Raw genomic sequence first — 20,700 nt, forward strand, 5'->3', positions numbered from 1 at the left:
GATCTACCGCTCGTAGGGGCAAAAAGATACGTTGAGGAAGCCTTCATTCGCGAAAAAAAGTCAGCGTAGCTGACTTTTTTTCGCGAATGAAGGCGGAACGAATCGCGGTGGCACAACGTCCTACCCTATGAAGAGAAGCATAGGAAAGGGAGGTCTGCTATGCGTTTATTTAGTCTGATGCTTATCGCCCTGTTTGTGCTCACGGCATGTGGGAGTCTCGATGCCGGTACAGCACCGGGCGTGCCAACAATCGTTGCGCCTGAACCAGCGACAGGTACACCCATCCCTGAGGCCCTGCCTGTCCCCGAGGCAACGCTGCCACCACAACCACGCGCAACACCAGTCCCTGTGCCACCAACGGCCCCGCCGGTGACGGGTGAAGCCCCCGCCGAGTTGCTCGAGCGCCTGCTGGCCGATGTGATCGCACGGACGGGGGCTGAGCGCGACGAGATTGTTGTTGTCCGCGATGAAGCTGTCGTCTGGCCGGATGGCTCACTGGGCTGCCCCGAGCCAGGCATGATGTATACCCAGGCGCTTGTTGAGGGCTACCACGTTGTCTTTGATGTAGCCGGTGTTTTCTACGATTACCGCGTCGATAGCCGTGATGCCTTCCGGCTTTGTGAAAATCCCGTCGGCGAACCGCCAACCGTTGCACCCACCCGGTAGGGGCACGGCGGCGCCGTGCCCCGACCGACGGCGGCGCCGTACCCCGACCGACGGCGGTGCCGTGCCCCGACCGACGGCGGTGCCGTGCCCCGACCGACGGCGGTGCCGTGCCTCAACTGGGGCCAACAACTAGCAAAACTGGTTGTTTGTCCCAGCATAAGCGTAAGTTTATAGGGCGACAGCCCTCAACATAAATGAGGAGAATCGATCATGCAAACACGTTCAACAACCCTGATTGGGGTTTTACTCGGGGCTGTGCTGGTCCTGGCCATTGCCGGCGGAGCCTTTGCCGCGATGAGTCTGCAACAGCCAGCCCCAGCCCAGGCGCAAGCCGGGGTTGCCGGGATGCGCCAGATTACAGTGATTGGCAATGGTGAAATCCGGGTGGCCCCCGATATGGCAACCGTCAATATTGGGGTCGAGACCAGCGCCCCAACAACCCAGGAGGCCCTGGCGCAGAATACGGCGCAGGCCCAGGCGATCATCGATCAGATGAAGCAGCTTGGCATTGAGGACAAAGATCTGCAGACGAGCGGCTTCTCGATTTCGCCAACCTATGATACCAATGCCCGTGCGGTGACCGGGTATCAAGTCAGCAACATGGTGATGGTGACGATCCGCGATCTGGATAATGCCGGCACGCTGCTCGATCAGGTTGTGCAGTCAGGGGCCAATCGAATCTACGGGATCAACTTTGGTCTGAGCGATCTCAAGAGCGCTCAAGCCCAGGCCCGTGATGCGGCCATCCTTGATGGGCGCGACCGGGCTGATCAGATGGCGCGTACCAGCGGTGCGACTCTCGGAACGGTGCTGGTCATCACCGAGAATGTCGGCTCGGCCTCGCCCTTCCCGATGCTCGACATGGCGATGAGTGCCCGCGGCGAAGCTCTTGGTGCTCCAGTCCCGGTGCAACCCGGCGAGCAGGTGATCACGGCGCAGGTGCAGTTGACGTATGAACTCCGTTAGTTGACGCACCAGTTACAGTGTGCGCCCAGGCCAGCATAGCTGGCCTGGGCGCACACTGTAACTGTTATAGGGATGCGACCCGCGCCCAGATCGCCGGGGCGAGGCGTTGGGCATGGGCGGCAATAGCAATTTCGTCCAGGGTAAGAAGCTCACGGTCACGCATCAGCATCTGACCGCCACAGATGGTGTGGGTCACCTGGCTGCCGTCAAGGCCAAAGACGATCTGCCACGGGTAGTTGCCACTGGTGAGCGGTGTATAGGGGTAGTAGTCGAGCAAGATTAGATCGGCGGCGGCCCCCGGTGCCAGTACGCCGACCGCCTGTGGGAAGAAGCGTGCGGCAATCTGGGCGTTATGCGCCACGGCCATCTGCAGCAGGCGATCCCCTGGCAAGGTGCGCGGATCGCCGCTACTGGCGCGGTGCAGCAAATAGGCGGCGTGGATTTCGGTGAACATGTTGTTTGTGAAGCCATCATTGCCAAGTCCGACGGTCAACCCCATTGCCAGCATCTGTTCGATGGCGGCGGTGCCAACCGCGTTATTCATATTGCTCCGCGGCTGATGGCTCAGCATTGTGCCGGTAGCCTGCAACAATTCGAGTTCGCCCTGATCAACGTGGATGGCGTGAGCAGCCAAGGTCTTTGGCCCAAGCAAGCCATAGTCATCGAGGCGGGCGGCGACCCGTTTGCCACAACGCGCCAGGCTATCGGCCTGATCCGCCGGATCTTCACCGAGATGAATATGCACACACGCCTCAAGCTCGTGTGCTGCCTCGGCACAGCGGGTGAGCGTTGCCTCATCCAGGGTAAACGAAGCGTGCAAACCCAGCGCGGCCCCAAGCTTTGGATCGGGTCGTTCGCGCAAGCGGCGCAGAAAGCGCACATTCTCGGCCAACCCGGCGGCGCTGCCCTCTGGTCCATTGCGATCAGTCACCTCATAACAGAGCGCCACCCGCAGCCCCGACGCTGTCACCGCCTCGGCCAGCGCATCGAGCGAACCATCAATCGCCGACGGGCTGGCGTGGTGATCGATCAGCGTCGTTGTGCCGTGGCGGATCGCATCGACTAGAGCAACGAGCGCACTATACTGGCAATCTTCGAGCGTCAACGCCCGATCCAGCTTCCACCAGAGCTGCGCGAGCACCTGCATAAAATTGGCCGGGGCTGGCCCTGGAATCGCCATACCACGGGCAAACGCCCCATAAAAATGGGTATGCGCACAGATCATCCCCGGCATCACCAGCTTGCCATGGGCATCAAGCCGCTCAGCCGCAGGATAGGCCGCCTCAAGCTCAGCCGTCGCACCCACCGCCACGATCAGATCATCTTCATAATAGACCGCACCAGCAGGAATCACCCGCTGATCGGCATCGCATGTCACGACAGTCGCATTTGTAATGAGCATATGCTTGTTCCTGATGATCAACCCGCTGCTTCGCTAAGAAAAAAGCCAGGGTAGCTGGTTGGTGTTCCAGCGCAGCACAGGGCTTTGCGCCTTTGCGCCTTTGCGGCAACACGGGGCAACCTTATGGGCAAGGTGTTGCCGCTAACGCTGCTTTCAGCCAGGTTTTGTGCGCAGGCAGGCTGTAGCAGCGGATGCCGGTGGCGTTGTAGATGGCGTTGATGATCGCTGGCGCGGTCGGGATCGAGTTGAGTTCGCCGACGCCTTTGGCTCCGTACGGGCCTTCCTGGGTTTCGTCTTCCACAAAGAAGAGGGTCACGTTCGGGGTCTGGTTGATCTGGGGGAGTTTGCATTTGTGCAGGGTGTCGGTTTTGACCTGGCCTGCTTCCATGATGAAGTTCTCTTGCAAGGCCATGCCCAGACCCATCGAGATGCTGCCTTCGATCTGGCCTTGCAAGCCCAATGGGTTGATTGCGCGCCCAACGTCGCTGGCCGCAATCACGTCCAGAACCCGGGTTTCGCCGGTCTTGATGTCAACTTCAACAAGCACGGCCTGGGCGGCGAAGCCAAAGGCGACATGCTGGTACTGGGCGACCTTGGGGGCTACGTATTGGTAGGCGACTTTGGGGGTGCGCCCTTCGTGCCGGGCGACGCGCACAACTTCACTCAACGGGGCGCTACTTGTGCTGCTGCGTACGCATCCTTCGGCAAAGATCAGGCTGTCAGGGGCGGCATCAAGCATCTCGGCGGCAGTCCCGCGCAACAGGGTGCGTAGTTCTTGACATGCGTGACGCACCGCATTGCCCGTCACGTAGGTCTGGCGTGAGGCGGTGGTCGCCTGGCCGTCGGGCGTCAGGTCGGTGTCGGCGAGCAAGACCTCAACCTGGTTATACGGTACACCGAGTTCTTCGGCGGCAATCTGGGCCAGCACGGTCGGCAAACCTTGCCCGATTTCCGCTGCGCCCGCCCGTACAATGGCGCGTCCGTCGGCAAAGAGTTCGACTTCGGCCCCGGCGGCATCGTAAGCGCCGCTGCCATAACCGGTGTTCTTGTAGGCACAAGCCAAGCCCCACGCACGCCGTTTGTCACCGTCGCTTGCCACGACAGGTCGCCGCGCGACCTCGGCGGCGACGAGTTCCAGGCATTCACCGAGGCCACAGCTTTCGGTGAGCACCTGGCCGGCCAGGGTCTGTTTGCCATAGGCTAGGATGTTTTTGCGCCTGATCTCAAGTGGCGCGAGGCCGAGTTCTTCGGCCAGCACATCGAGTTGGCACTCCATGGCAAAGCCGCTTTGCGTGACCCCAAAGCCTCGGAAGGCTCCCGAGGGCACGTTGTTGGTGTACATCGCATAGGTGTTGACGCGTGCGTTCGCGACTTCATAGGGGCCGGCGGCGTGCGTCGTGGCGCGCAGCATCACGTGCCCGCTGAGGCTCGCGTAGGCGCCGCCGTCGCCATAGATCTCGACCTCGTGCGCGACCAGGGTGCCGTCATGTTTTGCCCCGGTCTTCATCCTGATGATCGTGGCGTGGCGTTTGGGATGCACCCGTAACGACTCTTCGCGGCTAAAGACCATTTTTACTGGGCGACCGGTGGCCTGTGCGCCCAGCGCCGCCAGGATCTGTACCGAGACGTCCTCTTTGCCGCCGAAGGCCCCGCCGATCAGACAATTGACCACGCGGATGCGTTCTTCGGGAAGATTGAGCGTCGCCGCGATCTGTTTGCGATCGTTGAAGGGGATCTGTCCACCACCGTAGACGGTGATGCGCCCATTGGCATCGGGCGCCGCCAGGCCCGCCTCGGGTTCGATAAAAGCGTGTTCGACGGTCTGGGTACGATATTCGCGCTCGACGATGAGATCGGCGGCGACAAAGCCGGCCTCGACATCGCCGAGTTCAAGGTTGTAGTGCGCCAGGACATTGCCTTGTGCGCGGCCCTCGTGGATCTGCGGTGCGCCGGGGGCGGCGGCCTCTTTGGGGCCAGTGACAAGCGGCAAGGGTTCATAGGTCACGTCGATCAGGCCAAGGGCGGCTTCGGCGACCGCCTCGCTCTCGGCGATCACCAGCGCAAGCGCATCGCCAACATAGCGCACTTTGTCGTAACAGAGCACCGGCCAGTCGATTTCGTGGACACCGCAGTCTTTGCGCCCTGGGATATCGTCGGCAGTCAAAACGGCCACGACCCCGGGCAGATTGCGGGCGGCAGTTACATCGATCTGCACGATCCGCGCATGGGCTTCGCTACTCCGCAGCGTTTTCGCATGCAACATGCCCTCGACAAAAAGATCGGCAGCATAGCGGCCAGTGCCATCCACTTTCGCTTCACCATCAGGGCGTGGCACATACTGGCTCACCACCTGCAGCGGTGCTTTGACGGGCGGTGGCGGCGGCAAGGGCTGCCCCGCAACCTGTTGCACGGCACGAATAATCGCATTGTAGCCCGTGCAACGACAGACGTTCCAGCGATGCGCCGCGTAGATCTCCTCGAGGGTTGGCTCAGGCTTCTGTGCGAGCAGCGCTATACTTGACATAATAAAGCCAGGTGTACAGAAACCACACTGGGTCGCCCCCTGGTCAAGATAGGCTTGCTGCACGGGGTGGAGGCTGCCATCGGGCTGGCGCACCCCCTCAATCGTCGTAATCGTTGCGTTGTCAGCACGTCTCATCGGCACCAGACACGAGCGTACCGGCTCGCCATCTTTCAGCACCATGCAACTGCCACAATGCCCGGTGGAGCAGCCATCTTTGGTTCCCGTCAGATGCAGCTGCTCACGGAGCACCTGCATCAACGTGGTTTTGGGCGTGACCGCAACCTCGCACGGGCGACCATTGACGATCAGGGTATAGGTTGTCGCTGGATCCATCGATTTCTCCTTGCTTGCGCCTTTGCGTCAAATCATCAGGGAGTTTCGTTCCCAGACTCCTCATGCGTCTGTGACTAACGTTTTCTGCCCGCACCGCCGACCACGAATATGGGCGGTGCGCTCTTCGTTCATTCGTAGCCCCCATTCGTGGACGGCGAACGACCCCAGAAAACGTAGGGTACACACTCCTCATGCGTCTGTGACTAACGTTTTCTGCCCGCACCGCCGACCACGAAGACTGATCACGAATACACGAAGAGGGGCGGGGCGGTGCGCTCTTCGTTTCTTCGTGGCCCCCATTCGTGGTCGGCGGCGCGACCGGGAAATGTCGTTCACAAACTACTCATGTTCCAACGCTGCCTCGGAAAAGGCGTGAAACCCTGCGCTATCAAAGGTTCCGTGGCCTGCGATGTTGATAGGATGGACGCCGTCGGCGAGGAAGGTGGAGAGGTTGAGGGTGGCGGTGAGCATGCGTCCGTCATCAGTGGCGAGGCGCACCCGGCGTGGGGCGGCGGCAAGCGCCTCGCGCAGCGCCTCAACGGGTGTCTCAGGCTCAAAGCAGCCACCCCAACCAGCGGGATCGGCCCAGATCACGGCGATGCCAGTGGCAAGCAGCGTGTCATCCTCTTCGGCAAACAGATGGGCAGGGACGCGCAGCGAGAGGGTCATACCTGTCTCCCTGTGGTTTCAACGATATGTCCAGCGCCACCGCGTCCGGCTTCCACCGACGTGCCTAACAGCGGATGCAGCACCCCGCTCTGGGTCACCTGCGGCATCAACAGCGCATCGGTTGGGCAGCGTGTCACACAGAGGCCACAGCCAAAACACCGTTCAGGGTTGAATTCGGCAAGTTTATCAACCATATAGATAGCATCATAATGACAGCTACGTTCACAGAGCTTACAGCCAATGCACTCCTCCTCTTGGTAGAGCACAGGCATGCTCTGGCGATGGGCAACGAGGGTGCGCCAGCGCTTCACCCCGAGGCCGACAATGGCTTGCACCGAGGCATAGCCACGTTGATCAAGCCAAGCCTCAACGCCAGCAGCGAGGTTGCCATAGATCATTGGCCCGCGCTGGAGTGCAGCCGTGCAGACTTGTACGGCACTGGCGCCAGCCATCAGCATTTCAACCGCATCTTCGGGGCGACTGACCCCGCCACAGCCGATGATGGGCAGCGAGACGGCGCGGGCAAGATCAAAGATGCAACGTAAAGCGAGCGGCTTGAGCGCCTGCCCTGACAACCAACCCATCCCGTCGCCAGTCAGCACCGGCTCGGCAGTCTCAATATCAATGCTCATACATGGGCCAAAGGCATTGACGGCGACAATGGCATCAGCTCCTGCTTCTTCGCATGCCCGTGCCACGGCCACCAGTTCGTTGCCGAGGATGGGGAGTTTGACGAAGAGGGGGAGCGGGGCAAGGCGTTTTGCCATACGGATCGTCTCAAAGAGCATCTCGGGGCTGCGGCTCAGATAATCGGCGGGTTGATGCGCAGCGGCATAGGCTGCCGTAGCCGGATCGGTCATCAGATCGCCCGAGGTACGTGCATAGTGGAGTGACAGCTCAAGCGCATCGGCAAAACGAGCGACTTTTGGGGTCAGCGCGGTGATTTCGGCGGTAGTATACCCGATGTTGATGATGAGCGGAATGCCAGCCGCGTGCGCGGCCTCACGGGCCTCACCGTAGTCACGATCAATCCAGCGTTCAACGGGGTGGGCTGACCAGAGTTGATTATTGAGCATCCCGCCGCGCACCTCGCGGTAGGGCGTTAACGCGGGGGCTGGCAACGTCGAAACGGTATGGGTTACGAGCGCACCTGCCCCACCCTCGGCAGCAGCCCGCAATAGTGTCCCATCGGCCACATTCGGCCCCGAACCGGGCATAATTGGCGTGCGAAAGGTGAGCCCACAGAGTTCAACCGAAAGATCGGCCATTGTCTGGCTCCTCCACAATGTCAGGGCAGTCGCCCTCACGCGTATTCTTGGTGAGAGCGACTGCCCTCACCCCCCACTGCTTCGCTGGTAAGCAAGCCAGCAAAGGAACGATGACGGTTTCCGGTCTTGCGCCGCCCTGTGGGTGTGTTCGAGGGCGGGACGCCCTCGCTCCCGGGAATGCCAGCACACGTCCGTTCACAGACGCCAGACATTGCGCCTTTGCGTCTTTGCGTCACATCATCAGCACACGTCGTTCACACCCTACGGAACAGTTTTTTTAATCGCCAGGCCGCGAATAGCATGAGGTGATGGATAGCCGTGCTGGTCAAGCCAGTCGCCAAGTTGGCTCGCAATTTTGCCATAGACGGTCGAGCCACGGATGATGGCGGCGGTACAGACCTGCACGAGACTCGCGCCGGCCATGAGGAATTCGACTGCGTCTTCACCACGATTGACGCCTCCAACACCAATAATTGGCAGGTCAACCGCTTGCGCAATGTCATAGACACAGCGCACCGACAGAGGCTTGATCGCTGGCCCCGAGAGCCAGCCGTAGCCATCGCTGCCCCCCAGCAAGGGGTAGCCCGTCTCGATATCGAGCCCGAAGGCCGGGCCAAGCGAATTGGTCGCCACAATCGCGTCGGCCCCGGCGTCCTGGGCCGCCCGTGCGGCCGCCCGCATCTCGCGCCCAAGCGGGCTCATCTTTACAAAAACAGGGACATCAAGGGCGGCTTTGGCGGCGGCAATCGCCTGGATCATCGGCGTGGCATCCTCGCCGAGATAGTGGGTCGAAAGCTCAACCGCGTCGGCCCAGGGGCGCACCAGCGGCGCAAGCTGGGCGATCTCCTCGCCACTATAGCCGAGGCTCAGGATCAACGGAATCCCCGCCTCGTCGGCGGCGCGACGGGCCACCGCGTATTCATAGGAGAGCCAGCGTTCGGGGGGCATTTCCGACCAGAGCTCGGTATTGAGCATGCTGCCGCGTACTTCGGCCATATGCGGCATCGGCACGGGGGCCGCATCAACCGAGATCGTCTTGGCAACGAGCCCGCCCGCGCCACCGTGCGCTGCTTCGGTCAGCATGCGCCCATCGCGCACATTTGGCCCTGCCGCCGGCAAGACCGGATTGCGAAAGCGGAGGCCGCAGACTTCAACGGTAAGATCGGCCATAACGAGATCCCTTCGGCTAGCGCATTGTCAGGGCCATCACGGCTTTCTGCACATGCAGGCGATTTTCAGCCTCGTCATACACCACCGATTGTGGCCCATCAAGTAGCGCATCGGTAACCTCAATATTGCGGTCGGCGGGGAGGCAGTGCATATAGATCGCATCGGATTGGGCGAGGGCCATCCGTCGTTCGTCGGCGATCCAGTCGGTATACTTGTGCCCAATCGTCGCACTGGTCGCAGTATCTTCGGTCGTCAGCCAGCACCCCCAGCTCTTGGGGTAGACAATATCGGCTCCGGCAAAGCCATCATCCATATTGTCCATGATTTGGAAGCTTCCGCCAGCCCGTCGCGCATTTTCACGGGCCTGGTCGACAATCTCAGGCATGAGCGCATACTCAGGCGGATGCACAAGGCGCACATTCATCCCATACCGGCCCATCAGCAGGATGAGATCCTGGGGCACGCTGAGCGGCTTCTGGTAGCTACTGGCATAGGCCCAACTGACGGCAATCGTCTTGCCGCGTGGATCGCCTTTTTTCTCGATGATCGTCAGCAGATCGGCCAGGATCTGAAAGGGGTGATAGATATCGCACTGCATATTCAAGACCGGAACTCGACTTGCTGCGGCGACCTCACGGATATAGGCATTGCCAACGCCCCAGTCACACTGGCGAATCGCAATGCCATCGAAGTAGCGCCCATAGATCTCGCCGATTTCACGGGCCGTATCGCCGTGGCTGATCTGCGTGGTGACGCTATCAATGAAAGCCCCGTGGCCGCCGAGCTGGGCAATGCCCGCCTCGAAACTCGCCCGGGTGCGGGTGCTGCTAAAGAAGAAGAGCATCCCGAGCACTTTGTCGCGCAGGTAGCTATGCTCGCGCCCGACAGCCCGGGCGCGCTTGAGATCCATCGCCAGCTCGATGATCGTATCAATTTCGTCTTTCGTCCATTCCTGAGTCGTGATCAGGTCGCGTCCGCGTAGGTTCGTTTGCATTGCTTGTCATTCTCCTGGATCTGCGGCTGTCGCCTGCTGAGACCTTGCCAAGAAGCCTGATTGGTTGACGCAAAGACGCAAAGGCGCAAAGCTGTACATTCAGATCCATCAAACCTTCGCGCCTTTGCGCCAAAACAACCGCCTTATATGCAAGGTATTGGTCTTAGAGCAAAGCTGGCAACAGAGCATAAAAGGCCGTTGCCTGCACCACTTCATCGAGGCTGACGCTATCGTTGGTGGTATGGGCCGTAACTTCGTCACCAGGGCCAAAGCCGATCGAGGGAATGCCGGCCTTGCCCGCCCAGTAGATGCCGTTGGTGCTAAAGTTCCATTTGCCTGCCGGTGCGGCGGGCAACCCAATGGCTTCGCGGGCGTGTAGGCCGGCCTGTACCAGGGGATGTTCTTCTTCGATCGCCCACGCCGGGAAATATTTGTCGACGGGAAAAACAAAACCGGTGTAGCTCGGCTCGTCATAGAAGAGTTCTTCGATGACGATGCTGTCGCGCTGCTCGGCAGGGATCAGCGCTTCGAGCTGCGCAACGACCATCGCTTTGGTTTCGCCAAAGGTCATGCGCCGGTCAATGAAGATCGTTGCTTCGTCGGGGACGGCGTTGAGCGAAGGGGTTTTGACGTGCATGTCGCTGACGGTGATTTTGCCGTGCCCGAGGAAGGGGTGATCGCCGAGTTCAGGTTCGAGGGTGCTGATCGCCTGGATGATCGGGAGCAACTTGTAGATCGCGTTGTCGCCAAGGTGGTTCGAGGCGGCGTGGGCACTCTTGCCGCGCGCGGTGATCTTTAGTTCGAGTCGCCCTTTGTGGCCGCGGTAGACCTGCATACAGGTTGGCTCGCCGATGACAACAAAATCAGGGCGGATCTTGGGGTCAACTTCGACAAAGCTATTGGGGGCAATGCCGTCGCACCACTCTTCCATGTTGCCAAAGTAGTACATGGTAAAGCGGTCAGGATCAATGAGGCCGAGTTCCACCCCCAGGGCAATGCCATAGATCATCCCAGGGGTCGAACCCTTCTCGTCGCAGGCCCCGCGTGCATAGAGCACGCCGTCCTCGATCTTGCCCTCAAAAGGATCCCATTGCCATGCGTTCGGGTCGCCGATACCAACCGTATCAAGGTGGCTATCATAGACAATCACGGTTGGCCCGTGCCCCATGCGCCCGAGGATGTTGCCCATCACATCAAAACGCACGTCTGCGAAGCCGAGGGCGCGCATTTCAGCGGCCACCCGTTCACCCACAGGCCCGATCTGACTTTCCATGCTTGGAATGGCACAGAGTTCACGTAAAAAACCGATCAAGGTCTCACGTCGTGCTGTCACTGCCGCGTGCAGTTGGGCGAGTTGGGAAGGGGAAGGCATAGGCGTTCCTTTAGGGATGACCACCAATATACCGATTGATCATCTGCATCCAGTACGGCCAGTCGTGGCACCAGCCATCCCAGAGCCGGAGCGCATTGCCGATGCCGCGCTCCCAGAGTTGCCTTGAGAGCAATTCGTTCGACCAGGCATTGGGGTCGTCGCGCCCGGTCACCAGGATAATCTCAGTCGAGCGCAGGCGATCCAGTGTCCAGCTATCACCGATATTCGGCACAAAATCAACCGGATTATGAAAATAGAGGCCCTGGGTATAGTGGCTAAAGAAGCGACGCAGGTCATAGAGCCCACTCATGCCAATGACGCGATTGACCACGCCAGGGTGACGCAGGGCAAAAATGACGGCTTCGGTCGCCCCAAACGAACATCCGGTGGCGATCAAGAAATGATTCGGATTCAGCGCACGAATCAACGGCAGCAACTCGGTCAACAAATAGTGTTCGTACTGCTCTTCGCGCCACATCCGCGCATCAGTATCAACCGCATAATTGTACCAACTCTCCCCAAAAACACTATCAACACAGAAGAGTTGAAACCAACCTGCGTTGATCTGATACTCAAGCGCAGCGACCATCTGACGATCTTCGAACTCATAGAAACGCCCGTGTGAGGTCGGAAAGACAATGACCGGTGCCCCACCATGCCCAAATACGACCAGTTCCATGTCACGCCCAAGTGACGGACTGTACCAACGATGATACGTGCGCTGCAAGCTCCTACCTCCCGCAAGCTACTCAAACACATCCTAATACGGAAAGAAATCTTCGGGCAACAGGTGCGCCCCTATAAGGCGCACCCGCACGGCTTCAGGCTCACGCGAGACAGCTTGAATGACGGCTTCCATAAAACGTTCTTCATGTTTCCAGCGCACGAGATCACCAGGGCGGAGATCATAATGCGTGGGACGGGTATAGTTGCCGGTACAATCAATCAGCACGTCGTGCTCGTCACGGTGATCCACGGGCAAATCCGTATACCGCAACCCATAGTTGCGGCGAAAGACGCTGATCGTTGTTAACGGAGGGATCGGGAGCATCGGCTCACTCTTCGCTAATCGTTACCCCGAGGATCATCTCACCGGGCCGGCTGAGGTCGGCAGGGTTCTGCGGGTCACGGAGCGGAATGCCATTGACGATCTCCTGGCCTTCAATGACGCGCCCAAAGATTGTATACTGACTATTAAGGTGTGGCGCAGCACCGGTCGTGATAAAGAACTGCGAGCCAGCACTATTGGGATCAGCCGAGCGAGCCATGGCAAGAAGCCCTGGCTGATCAAAGAGAATCTGATCGGTGAATTCAGCGGGAATGCTATACCCCGGGCCACCTGTCCCATCACCCGAAGGGTCGCCGCCCTGGGCCATAAAGCCAGGCAAAACACGGTGCCAGGTCAGTCCATTATAGAAGTCATTGCGGGCTAGAAAGACAAAGTTATTGACCGTCTGCGGCGCAATATCGGGCAAGAGTTCAACCACAATTGCACCACGTGGCGTAATGATCGTCGCCAGATAATTGCCGGCAGGATCGATGGTCAAGGGTGGCGGCGCACTGAAGGTGTAGGTGGTAGCCGTTGGCAGCGTTGCCTGAACCTCGCCAGGAACAGAGGGTTCAGCCGTGGGTGCGACTGAAGCGGCCCCGCCACCAGAACGGTTGAGCAGAACCGCGCCAACCAAAATGAGGACAAGAACCACAATAACTGCCGAGAAGACACCGGGCAGGCGATTCGCCGGTCGTTGAGGGGCAGAGTTTTTGGAACGTGACTGACTCATAAGTTTCCTTCGTTACCTTTGTTACCTTTCGCTGGATGCGCGAATACCGCTGCGGCTAGACGTAGCACAGCATTGATGAGTATAACACATACACGTACGCAAGGAGCGCATATGTTACCTCTGGGCTTTTGTCTTCCCACGTTTGGTGTCCGGTACGTAGAACTCCGTTCGGCAGCCCTGGCCGCCGAGTCGCTTGGCTGCGATTCGCTCTGGGTCTGGGATCACTATGTATCGTGGAATGATCCGCGTGAGGCGGTACTCGAGGGCTGGACGACGCTCGCCGGGCTGGCCGAAGCGACGCGCTCGATCCGCCTCGGGCCGCTGGTCGCCAATAATACCAACCGCCACCCGGCGCGCCTGGCAAAGGTAGCCGCGACGCTTCACGAGCTCGCCGCTGGCCGCCTCGAACTCGGCCTCGGCGCGGGTGGTCTTGCCGCCGAACAAATTCCGTTTGGCATTGACCAGGGTGATCGGGCGAGCCGGACGGGCCGTCTCGAAGAGGCCCTCCAGATCATTCCGGCGCTCTGGACGGGCGAGCCGGTGGATTTTGCCGGGCAACACTATCAATTAAGTGGTGCCATTGCGTCGCCCCGGCTCGATACGCCGCCGCGCATTATTGTGGGCGGACGCAGCCCAGCGTTGACCCGCCTGGCCGCACGGTACGCGGGCGGGCTCAACCTGCAATGGCGCTTCCGCGACAATTTTTCGCAGTTGCTGACAATTCTCGAGGCAACGCTGGCCGACGTGGGGCGCAGCCGGGCTGACTTTGACCTGTCGATCTATGCGTACTGGCATGATCTGGCTGAAGCACCGGACGCAACGCTCGAAACCTGGGCGAACCTTGGCTTCAACCGCGCCATCGTGATGATGCCGCTACCCTTGCCGATCAAAGCATTGCAACGACTGTTGCGTTGAGGCCCTCGGCCAGCGTGGTGGTCGCATGGTAGCCCGTGCGTTCCGCGAAGAGCGTTACATCGGCCCGCGAGTGGCGCACTTCGCCGGGACGTGGCGGCAACAAGATCGGCTCGACCTTGACCTGCAATGCAGCGCCGATCAACGAAGCCAGTTCACGCACACTCGCCTGGCGTCCGGTGCCAATATTAAAGACGCCCCCGGCCACATGATCACTGCGTGCCGCCGTCCAGAGCGCCTGCACGACATCGCCGACAAAAACGAAATCGCGTGATTGCAAACCATCGCCAAAGATACGTGGCTGCTCGCCAGCCCGAAGCGCAGCGACAAAGCGGGGCACCACGGCCGCATAGGGTGAGGCCGGATCTTGCCCCGGCCCATAGACATTGAAAAAGCGCAGCGCGACGGTCGCTAGCCCATAGAGATGGTGGTACAACTGACCGACCTGTTCGGCGGCGAGCTTGGTACTGGCATACGGTGAGAGCGGCTGCACCGGGGTTTGCTCGCTCACCGGCAACTGCTCGGTATTGCCATAGACGGCACAGGTCGAAGCCTGCACCACCCGTTGCACCCCGTGACGACGGGCCGCTTCGATCACATGCACTGTTCCCAGCACATTGGTCGCATAGGCCTGGGGCGGATGTTCGACCGACTCGACCACCGAGACCATCGCGGCGAGGTGAAAAACCAGGTCAGCCCCGTGCATCGCCGCTGTGACCGCCTCGGCATCGCGGACATCGCCTCGTGTAAACTGGACGGCCTCGCCATACCCGCTGATCCGCTCGGAACGACCACTGCTCAGATCGTCAAAGACATGCACCGTATGGCCCTGCTGGACAAGAAGCTTGACGAGATGTGAGCCAATGAAACCGGCCCCGCCAGTAACGAAGATCTGCATAGAGCCTTCCTAAAGGACAACCTCACGATACCAGTGCCAAAAGCGTTCGAGTCCGGTCTCGACGCTCGTGCTACTGGCATAGCCAAGCAGGCAAGCGGCCTTGCTCGTGTCGGCAAAGGTCAGGGGCGGCTCGGTCGCGGGCAACGGGCGCACCTCGATCTGCGCTTGCAAGCCAGTAATTGTTTCGAGCAAGCGCACAAACTGCTGCATCTCGACGGGGCTCGCATTGCCGAGATTGAAGATCTCGTAGGGATGCGGCCGGTCGAGCGCAGCCAGGATGCCGCCAACGATATCATCAATATACGTATAATCGCGAAAGAGCTGCACCCCACCATTGAAGAGCACGAAGGGTTGCTGGCGCACCATCTTCTCGACAAAAAGATAAGGTGTCATATCGGGACGACCCCGCGGCCCATAGACGGTAAAAAAGCGCACAACCGAGACCGGCAACCCATAGAGGCTATGGAACGTATAGGCCAGCACCTCGGCGGCTTTTTTCGTTGCCGCATAGGGTGAAAGGGGGCGATCGGTTGCATCGCTCTCGACAAACGGGATCTTCTCGGTCTTGCCATAGACCGACGAGGTTGACGCGAGCACAAGATTCTTGACCTGGTAGCGACACGCAAGTTGCAACAGATTGACCGTTCCCCCGACATTGACCTGCTCGTAAAGGGGCGGATTCTCAATCGAAGGGCGTGGCCCAGGGAGCGCGGCCAAATGGACGATCCGCGAGGGTGCATAGCGCGCAAAGAGCGCCGCGAGTGCCGTTGCATCACGGAGATCGGCTTCGACCAGGGTAAAGTTAGGCTGTTGGCTGGCCCACTGGAGATTGTGGCGCTTGCGGGCGGGATCGTAGTAGGGCACAAAATTATCGAGACAGACAACCTGCTCACCACGTTGCAACAACGCATCGACCACGTGGCTCCCGATGAAACCGGCCCCGCCGGTGACAAGAATCGTCATGTGATTGCACCTGAGATAGTGAGGGGCGAAGGAGGGTTGCACCTGGCTTGCCTGCAACCCTCCTTCGCCCCACGATCAACATCTGCAAGCCACCCCAGAGGCGCAGTGGCCCAGGTTTGCTATGGTGGGGACAGCGGGAGTTGAACCCGCACGCCTTGCGGCACATGATCCTAAGTCATGCGCGTCTGCCAATTCCGCCACGTCCCCATGAATATCGAGGTGAGTATACCATGCCGTGTTGTTGTCCGCAACACGACCGGAAGCCCGGGGTGTGACGCAAAGGCGCAAAGGCGCAAAGTGCGGTATGATTACCCGGTGGGGTAGATTCAAGGAAGGGTGACGTAAGATGAACAAAGAGCTACCGAACTGGGCACTCCGGGCGGCCACCGCGGAAGATTGGGATTTTGCCCAGGCAGCGCATCGTCACGGCCACATGCACATCACGTGGCCGCCTGCGCAAGCCTTACGCACCTGGGCAAAACAACAAGGATGGGCAACCCCATTCTTTGGTTTTGAAGAAGCCTTCATCGCGACCATGCTTGAAAGCAACGAGCATTTCGCGCTCGCCATGGCGAAAAGTGGCCTCGAGATCTCCATTCCCAGGCAGGATTACGCGCTTTCAGATGAATATATCCGTGAACTTGATGCATTATATGAGGAGCGATCATCGATGGGATACCCGAATAACTGGGGGATCCTCGTCGAAAAACTCCGAGCGATACGCCGGGCGGTCGAAGCGGGCGTTGTGGTGCATATTGATGGCGAGCAGCCCATGGTGAACTGGCAGCATTTTTACCAGTGGGCGCACGGTCGGTATCACATGCTTGAAGATGGCTACGACAAATGGATTGGTGACGACGCGTGAAACATATCCGTGGCAGCGTCTTTGCCAAGGATCGGCCCCATCCATCCCTGTCGCCGACAATCCCCCCCGGTGCTTCGCGCCTTCGCGTGACACACCCCCGTTTTTGACGCAAAGACGCAAAGGCGCAACGTCAGGGCGATTGTATCTTCCGTGTATGCATCCGCCAGGGCACCCGCAAGGGCACCCGCAAGGGGTGCCCCTTCAAAGGGTTTCACTAAGTAGGGTCAAACGACCGCTTTTCGTGAGACACAGCCCCGGTTTAACTCGTCCCAATGCGGTATATATGTTGGCACGCACCCATGAGGCGTTTTACTGCATTGGGAAGCCCTTCCCAGAACAGGTGAAACCCTTTGAGAGGGGTGCCCCTACAGGCCGGGGGCCGGATCCGGTGTAGGGGCACCCCTTGCGGGTGCCCTGACAGTACAGGCCGGGGGCCGGATCCGGTGTAGGGGCACCCCTTGCGGGTGCCCTGACAGTACAGGCCGGGGGCCGGATCCGGTGTAGGGGCACCCCTTGCGGGTGCCCTGACAGTACAGGCCGGGGGCCGGATCCGGTGTAGGGGCACCCCTTGCGGGTGCCCTGATAGCGCGTCTTTTTGTATCCGGTTTCGTATGATGCAATCGCCCTGGGCGCAACGTTGCCTGCGGTGGATGGTGGTGGGGTATTGCGGTATGATTAGGCTTGGTTGGCTATCCATCTATCTATCCATGAGGCGCTATGCGACACGATCTGCGTTGGGTGCTGGTTGTGGTTTCCGTTCTGGTCGTGCTGGGGCTGGGCGCGACGCTGGCGATGGCCCAGACGCAGGTACCGAGCGAAGCGCCGGTGCCGACGGTGACCAGTGAGCCGGTGGTGCCGACGGCTACGCGCACACCTGCCGAGCTTGTTGGGGTTGATGAGATCACGACGACCGGGGCTGAGTTGTTGCAACGCTTTGGGATCTGGGGTGCGGTGGGGTTGGGGGTGCTGGCTGCGGCTTTGTTTGTCCTGTACCGGGCTGTCGGCAAGGCGGGTGAGGGCCTCGGCGATTTTTTGTATCGGGTCTTTCTCGGGCGGTGGCTGAAGCGACGCGAAGAGACTATTGAAGCTAAAGATCAAAAAGCTGCGCAGGCAAAAGCTCGCCAGTCAGGGCTGACGGCCTATTTTGATTGGCTTGAAGAGGAGTTGAAGCATCTGCCCATCATTCCTATTCGGGCACGTGAGCGGCAAGAGCAGTTGCTGCTTGAGGATGTGTATGTGCCGTTGCGGGTGGTGGAGCGTGGGCAGATCGAGGGCTTCCTCAAGCTTATTCGGGGTGAATTTGACCCTGAGGATGAGTATCGTGTGCGTCCAGAGGCCTACCAGGCGCTGGATCGTAGCCAGGGTGTCTATCGGATGTTGAGCGAGCCGGCGTTGCTGCAACAACAAGCGAAGACGCAATCACGTGAACGCGCGCGCCGGGGTGAGTCTGCTGATGAAGTGCTGGTTGAGCCAACAAGTACGCGCTTGCTGCTAATCGGTGATGCAGGCAGCGGCAAAACGACCACGCTGCAATATGGTGCCCTGGTGCTGGCCTGTGATTGCCGTGAAGGCCGGGTGGACAAGGCACCTGAACTGCTTGATCTGCATGCGCCGACGCCCCTTGTGCCGTTTTATATTCGCCTGACGCTTGTTGCTACCTATGTGCGTGAGAAGTTTAAGCGCGCCCAGGGCGAGGCGTTGCCTAGACTACAGGACGCACCGAGTAAATTGCTGCTTGATTGGCTTGATGGCTATATCTCGACCCAGATGGATAAACGGGGCGTGCGCCTGGCCGCTGATTTTCCGTCGCATCAGCTTGCGAAGGGTGGGTGTTTGGTGATGCTGGACGGGCTGGATGAGACTGGGGATCGGCGTGAACGGGCCTATATGCAGCGCTTAATTGCCAATCTGATCCAGGATTGTGGCAAGAATCGCTACCTTGTCGCCAGTCGCCCGTTTGAGGATCTGCAACTGCCAGGCTTTGACGAGCGCCATCTGAGCCCGCTCAAGCGTGACGAGATTGAGCAATTGCTTGGTAACTGGTTTGGGGCTGTGCAAAAGACACGTTCACAGCGTGCCGTCGAGGTTGCCAATGATCACGTCGCGTACCTGGGCGGGCTGATTGATGCCAATGCGCGCCTCTTTGAAATGGCGACAAATCCCCTCTTGCTGACGAGCATGGCGCTGCTGGTTCATACCGGGGTCGGGTTGCCACGTGAACGCGCCGAACTCTACAGCCGCTTGATCGACCTGTTGCTGGAGACCTGGCGCACGCAACAGATCACGGGTGGACTGCCAGGCAATGACGAGGGCAAGACCCGTTATGGTGGCGAAGAGAGTGTGAAAGGGATTCGGCGCAGGCTTCAGGTTATCGCAGCGTGGATGCAAGAAGAGGGGCGGCGTGAATTACGCCTGCGCGAGGCGCAAGCTATTTTGCGGCCTGTGTATAAGAAAAACAAATCCTGGGATAACGAAAAGGCCGACGATTATATTGCCAACCTGATCGAGTCGCTCTCGCTTGAGAGTGGCCTGCTGCAGCGGCGTGACGGCGGGTTTAGCTTTGCCCACTATACGCTGCAAGAGTATTTGACGGCCCTCGCCTATAATGAACCTGAGCGAAGCATCGAAGAGCTCTACCAGCACTGGACGAACCGACGCTGGCGCGAGACAATCTTGCTGGCGGTGGGCAACTGGGCGACTGAGGGACCGACCGACAAGGCGCATCAACTGATCGAGCGCCTGCTGACAACGCGTGACGAGGCGATCAATGCGGTGCTGCTGGCCGCCGACGCGCTCTATGATGCCGATGTTGATCGCGTGGTCGAACTCGCCCCCCTGCGGAGTGAGACGCTCAAGCGGTTGCACAGCTATGCGTTTGGCGAAGAAGTGCATCCTGACCCGGTCTTGCGCAACCGTGCCGCGATGATGCTTGACCGTTTTGGCGCCGACAATGAGCGGCCCGGGCTTGATCTGCGACGCAAAGACTACTGGGCAACTGCGATCAGTCCGGGCACGTTTCGTATGGGCGATGACGCAGGGAAATATGATGATGAAAAACCCGCGTTTGACTGCACGATCACCGCGAGTTACGCGCTGGCCCGTTTTCCGGTGACCAATCGCCAGTATCTTGTCTTTCTCGAAGCGCTGGCCGGGCGGGGAGAGGCTGAGGCGCTGGTTGCAGCCGAACGCCTGAAACCACGGCTGAACCGCCACGACCAGAAGCCTGAACGTTTTCGACCTCGTACTTGGCCGGGGTCACGCTATCTGGCTGGCACAGGGAACCACCCAGTCGTTGCGGTCACCTGGTATGCAGCAACCGCATTTGCCTGGTGGGCAAATGAATGGCTGCACCTCTGCGGCCTATTGCCGGCGCACGAGACGGTGCGGTTGCCCACAGAAGCCGAATGGGAGCGCGCAGCCGCCTATCCTGTGCATTTGCCTGGTGGAACGAGCGCGGATGGGCGGCGTACCTACCCCTGGGGCGTGTGGCCAGACTTGACAAGTGCAGGAGCACCCCGTATAACTAACACCATACCAGCCAACATTGATGCAAGCGGGATTGGCAGCACGTCAGTTGTCGGGCTCTTCCCACATGGACGGGCCGACTGTGAGGCGGAAGAACTGGCAGGCAATGTTTGGGAATGGTGTAGCACCCCGTACACCACGTATCCCTTCAAAGGCGAGATTAGGGCAGAAATGCTTTACAATGAGGGTAAAAAGGCAAGTGACGCATATGTTCTACGAGGCGGGTCGTACTACAACGATAAAGACGACGCCCGGTGCGTTGGCCGCAACGCGTACGACCCGTTCTACGTCGGCGTCAACTACGGTTTTCGTCTTGCCCGTTTGTTCTCCTCATCTTCGTCTTCTTGACTTTTTGTCTTTTTGTCTTTTTGACACTGTAAAGGGTTTTGTAA

Annotated in this window: 17 protein-coding genes and 1 tRNA gene; 5 read left to right on the forward strand and 13 right to left on the reverse strand. The window is 59.6% G+C overall.

The annotated features are described in order from the left end of the window. The first annotated feature begins 159 nt into the window (after window positions 1–159). Both A9Q02_RS21550 and A9Q02_RS21555 read left to right on the forward strand, forming a co-directional pair. Complete coding sequence (locus tag A9Q02_RS21550; RefSeq protein ID WP_097655138.1) at window positions 160–666, forward strand: hypothetical protein; 507 nt, start codon at window positions 160–162, stop codon at window positions 664–666. Between the two features lie 210 nt (window positions 667–876). Then, window positions 877–1,632 carry an SIMPL domain-containing protein gene (locus tag A9Q02_RS21555; RefSeq protein WP_097655139.1) on the forward strand — a complete coding sequence of 252 codons (756 nt, stop codon included), beginning with the start codon at window positions 877–879 and terminating at the stop codon, window positions 1,630–1,632. Window positions 1,633–1,696: 64 nt separating this feature from the next. On the opposite strand, the gene ssnA is transcribed toward A9Q02_RS21555, so the two are convergent. The 10 genes from ssnA to A9Q02_RS21605 all read right to left on the reverse strand — a co-directional run bounded on the left by ssnA (window position 1,697) and on the right by A9Q02_RS21605 (window position 13,145). Then, on the reverse strand, window positions 1,697–3,034 hold the full coding sequence (gene ssnA / locus A9Q02_RS21560) for a putative aminohydrolase SsnA (RefSeq protein ID WP_097655140.1): 1,338 nt from the start codon (window positions 3,032–3,034) through the stop codon (window positions 1,697–1,699). A 121-nt stretch (window positions 3,035–3,155) separates the two neighbouring features. Then, a complete protein-coding gene (locus A9Q02_RS21565) occupies window positions 3,156–5,891 on the reverse strand; it encodes a molybdopterin-dependent oxidoreductase (RefSeq protein ID WP_097655141.1) in 2,736 nt (911 codons plus the stop codon). Window positions 5,892–6,230: 339 nt separating this feature from the next. Next, a complete protein-coding gene (locus A9Q02_RS21570) occupies window positions 6,231–6,560 on the reverse strand; it encodes a hypothetical protein (RefSeq protein ID WP_097655142.1) in 330 nt (109 codons plus the stop codon). Further along, window positions 6,557–7,828, reverse strand: a complete 1,272-nt coding sequence (locus A9Q02_RS21575) for a 4Fe-4S binding protein (protein WP_097655143.1) — start codon at window positions 7,826–7,828, stop codon at window positions 6,557–6,559. Before A9Q02_RS21575 ends, A9Q02_RS21570 begins: the two co-directional genes overlap by 4 nt. Window positions 7,829–8,089: 261 nt before the next feature. After that, the gene (locus A9Q02_RS21580) at window positions 8,090–8,998 is read right to left on the reverse strand and encodes a dihydroorotate dehydrogenase (RefSeq protein WP_097655144.1); all 909 of its coding nucleotides are present in this window, start codon (window positions 8,996–8,998) and stop codon (window positions 8,090–8,092) included. 16 nt (window positions 8,999–9,014) lie between these two features. Next, window positions 9,015–9,992 (reverse strand): ornithine carbamoyltransferase, encoded by a 978-nt coding sequence (locus A9Q02_RS21585; RefSeq protein ID WP_097655145.1) that lies wholly within the window; start codon window positions 9,990–9,992, stop codon window positions 9,015–9,017. A 163-nt stretch (window positions 9,993–10,155) separates the two neighbouring features. Beyond that, on the reverse strand, window positions 10,156–11,364 hold the full coding sequence (locus A9Q02_RS21590; RefSeq protein WP_097655146.1) for a YgeY family selenium metabolism-linked hydrolase: 1,209 nt from the start codon (window positions 11,362–11,364) through the stop codon (window positions 10,156–10,158). A 10-nt stretch (window positions 11,365–11,374) separates the two neighbouring features. Beyond that, window positions 11,375–12,091 (reverse strand): esterase family protein, encoded by a 717-nt coding sequence (locus A9Q02_RS21595; protein ID WP_097655147.1) that lies wholly within the window; start codon window positions 12,089–12,091, stop codon window positions 11,375–11,377. Window positions 12,092–12,124: 33 nt separating this feature from the next. Continuing rightward, entirely contained in the window at window positions 12,125–12,415 is a 291-nt protein-coding gene (locus A9Q02_RS21600) for a hypothetical protein (RefSeq protein WP_097655148.1), read from the reverse strand. A gap of 4 nt (window positions 12,416–12,419) precedes the next feature. Then, window positions 12,420–13,145, reverse strand: coding sequence for a peptidylprolyl isomerase (locus A9Q02_RS21605; protein ID WP_097655149.1), 726 nt, complete (start codon window positions 13,143–13,145; stop codon window positions 12,420–12,422). A 111-nt stretch (window positions 13,146–13,256) separates the two neighbouring features. Here A9Q02_RS21605 and A9Q02_RS21610 point away from each other — a divergent pair, with 111 nt between their 5' ends. After that, window positions 13,257–14,060 (forward strand): LLM class flavin-dependent oxidoreductase, encoded by an 804-nt coding sequence (locus A9Q02_RS21610; protein ID WP_172451253.1) that lies wholly within the window; start codon window positions 13,257–13,259, stop codon window positions 14,058–14,060. On the opposite strand, the gene A9Q02_RS21615 is transcribed toward A9Q02_RS21610, so the two are convergent. From A9Q02_RS21615 to A9Q02_RS21625, 3 genes are all read right to left on the reverse strand, one after another. Next, window positions 14,032–14,955: an NAD-dependent epimerase/dehydratase family protein gene (locus tag A9Q02_RS21615; protein ID WP_097655151.1), complete on the reverse strand. Its 924-nt coding sequence runs from the start codon at window positions 14,953–14,955 to the stop codon at window positions 14,032–14,034. The two genes, A9Q02_RS21610 and A9Q02_RS21615, sit on opposite strands and share 29 nt — an antisense overlap. 9 nt (window positions 14,956–14,964) lie before the next feature. Further along, on the reverse strand, window positions 14,965–15,918 hold the full coding sequence (locus tag A9Q02_RS21620) for an NAD-dependent epimerase/dehydratase family protein (RefSeq protein WP_097655152.1): 954 nt from the start codon (window positions 15,916–15,918) through the stop codon (window positions 14,965–14,967). A gap of 122 nt (window positions 15,919–16,040) precedes the next feature. Next, window positions 16,041–16,125, reverse strand: a tRNA-Leu gene (locus A9Q02_RS21625). Window positions 16,126–16,264: 139 nt separating this feature from the next. On the opposite strand from A9Q02_RS21625, the gene A9Q02_RS21630 reads away from it, so the two are divergent. Both A9Q02_RS21630 and A9Q02_RS21635 read left to right on the forward strand, forming a co-directional pair. Further along, window positions 16,265–16,783 (forward strand): hypothetical protein, encoded by a 519-nt coding sequence (locus tag A9Q02_RS21630; RefSeq protein ID WP_097655153.1) that lies wholly within the window; start codon window positions 16,265–16,267, stop codon window positions 16,781–16,783. A gap of 717 nt (window positions 16,784–17,500) precedes the next feature. After that, window positions 17,501–20,656, forward strand: a complete 3,156-nt coding sequence (locus tag A9Q02_RS21635) for an NACHT domain-containing protein (RefSeq protein ID WP_097655154.1) — start codon at window positions 17,501–17,503, stop codon at window positions 20,654–20,656. Window positions 20,657–20,700 lie beyond the last annotated feature (44 nt).

The sequence above is a fragment of the Candidatus Chloroploca asiatica genome (assembly GCF_002532075.1).
Lineage (GTDB): Bacteria > Chloroflexota > Chloroflexia > Chloroflexales > Chloroflexaceae > Chloroploca > Chloroploca asiatica.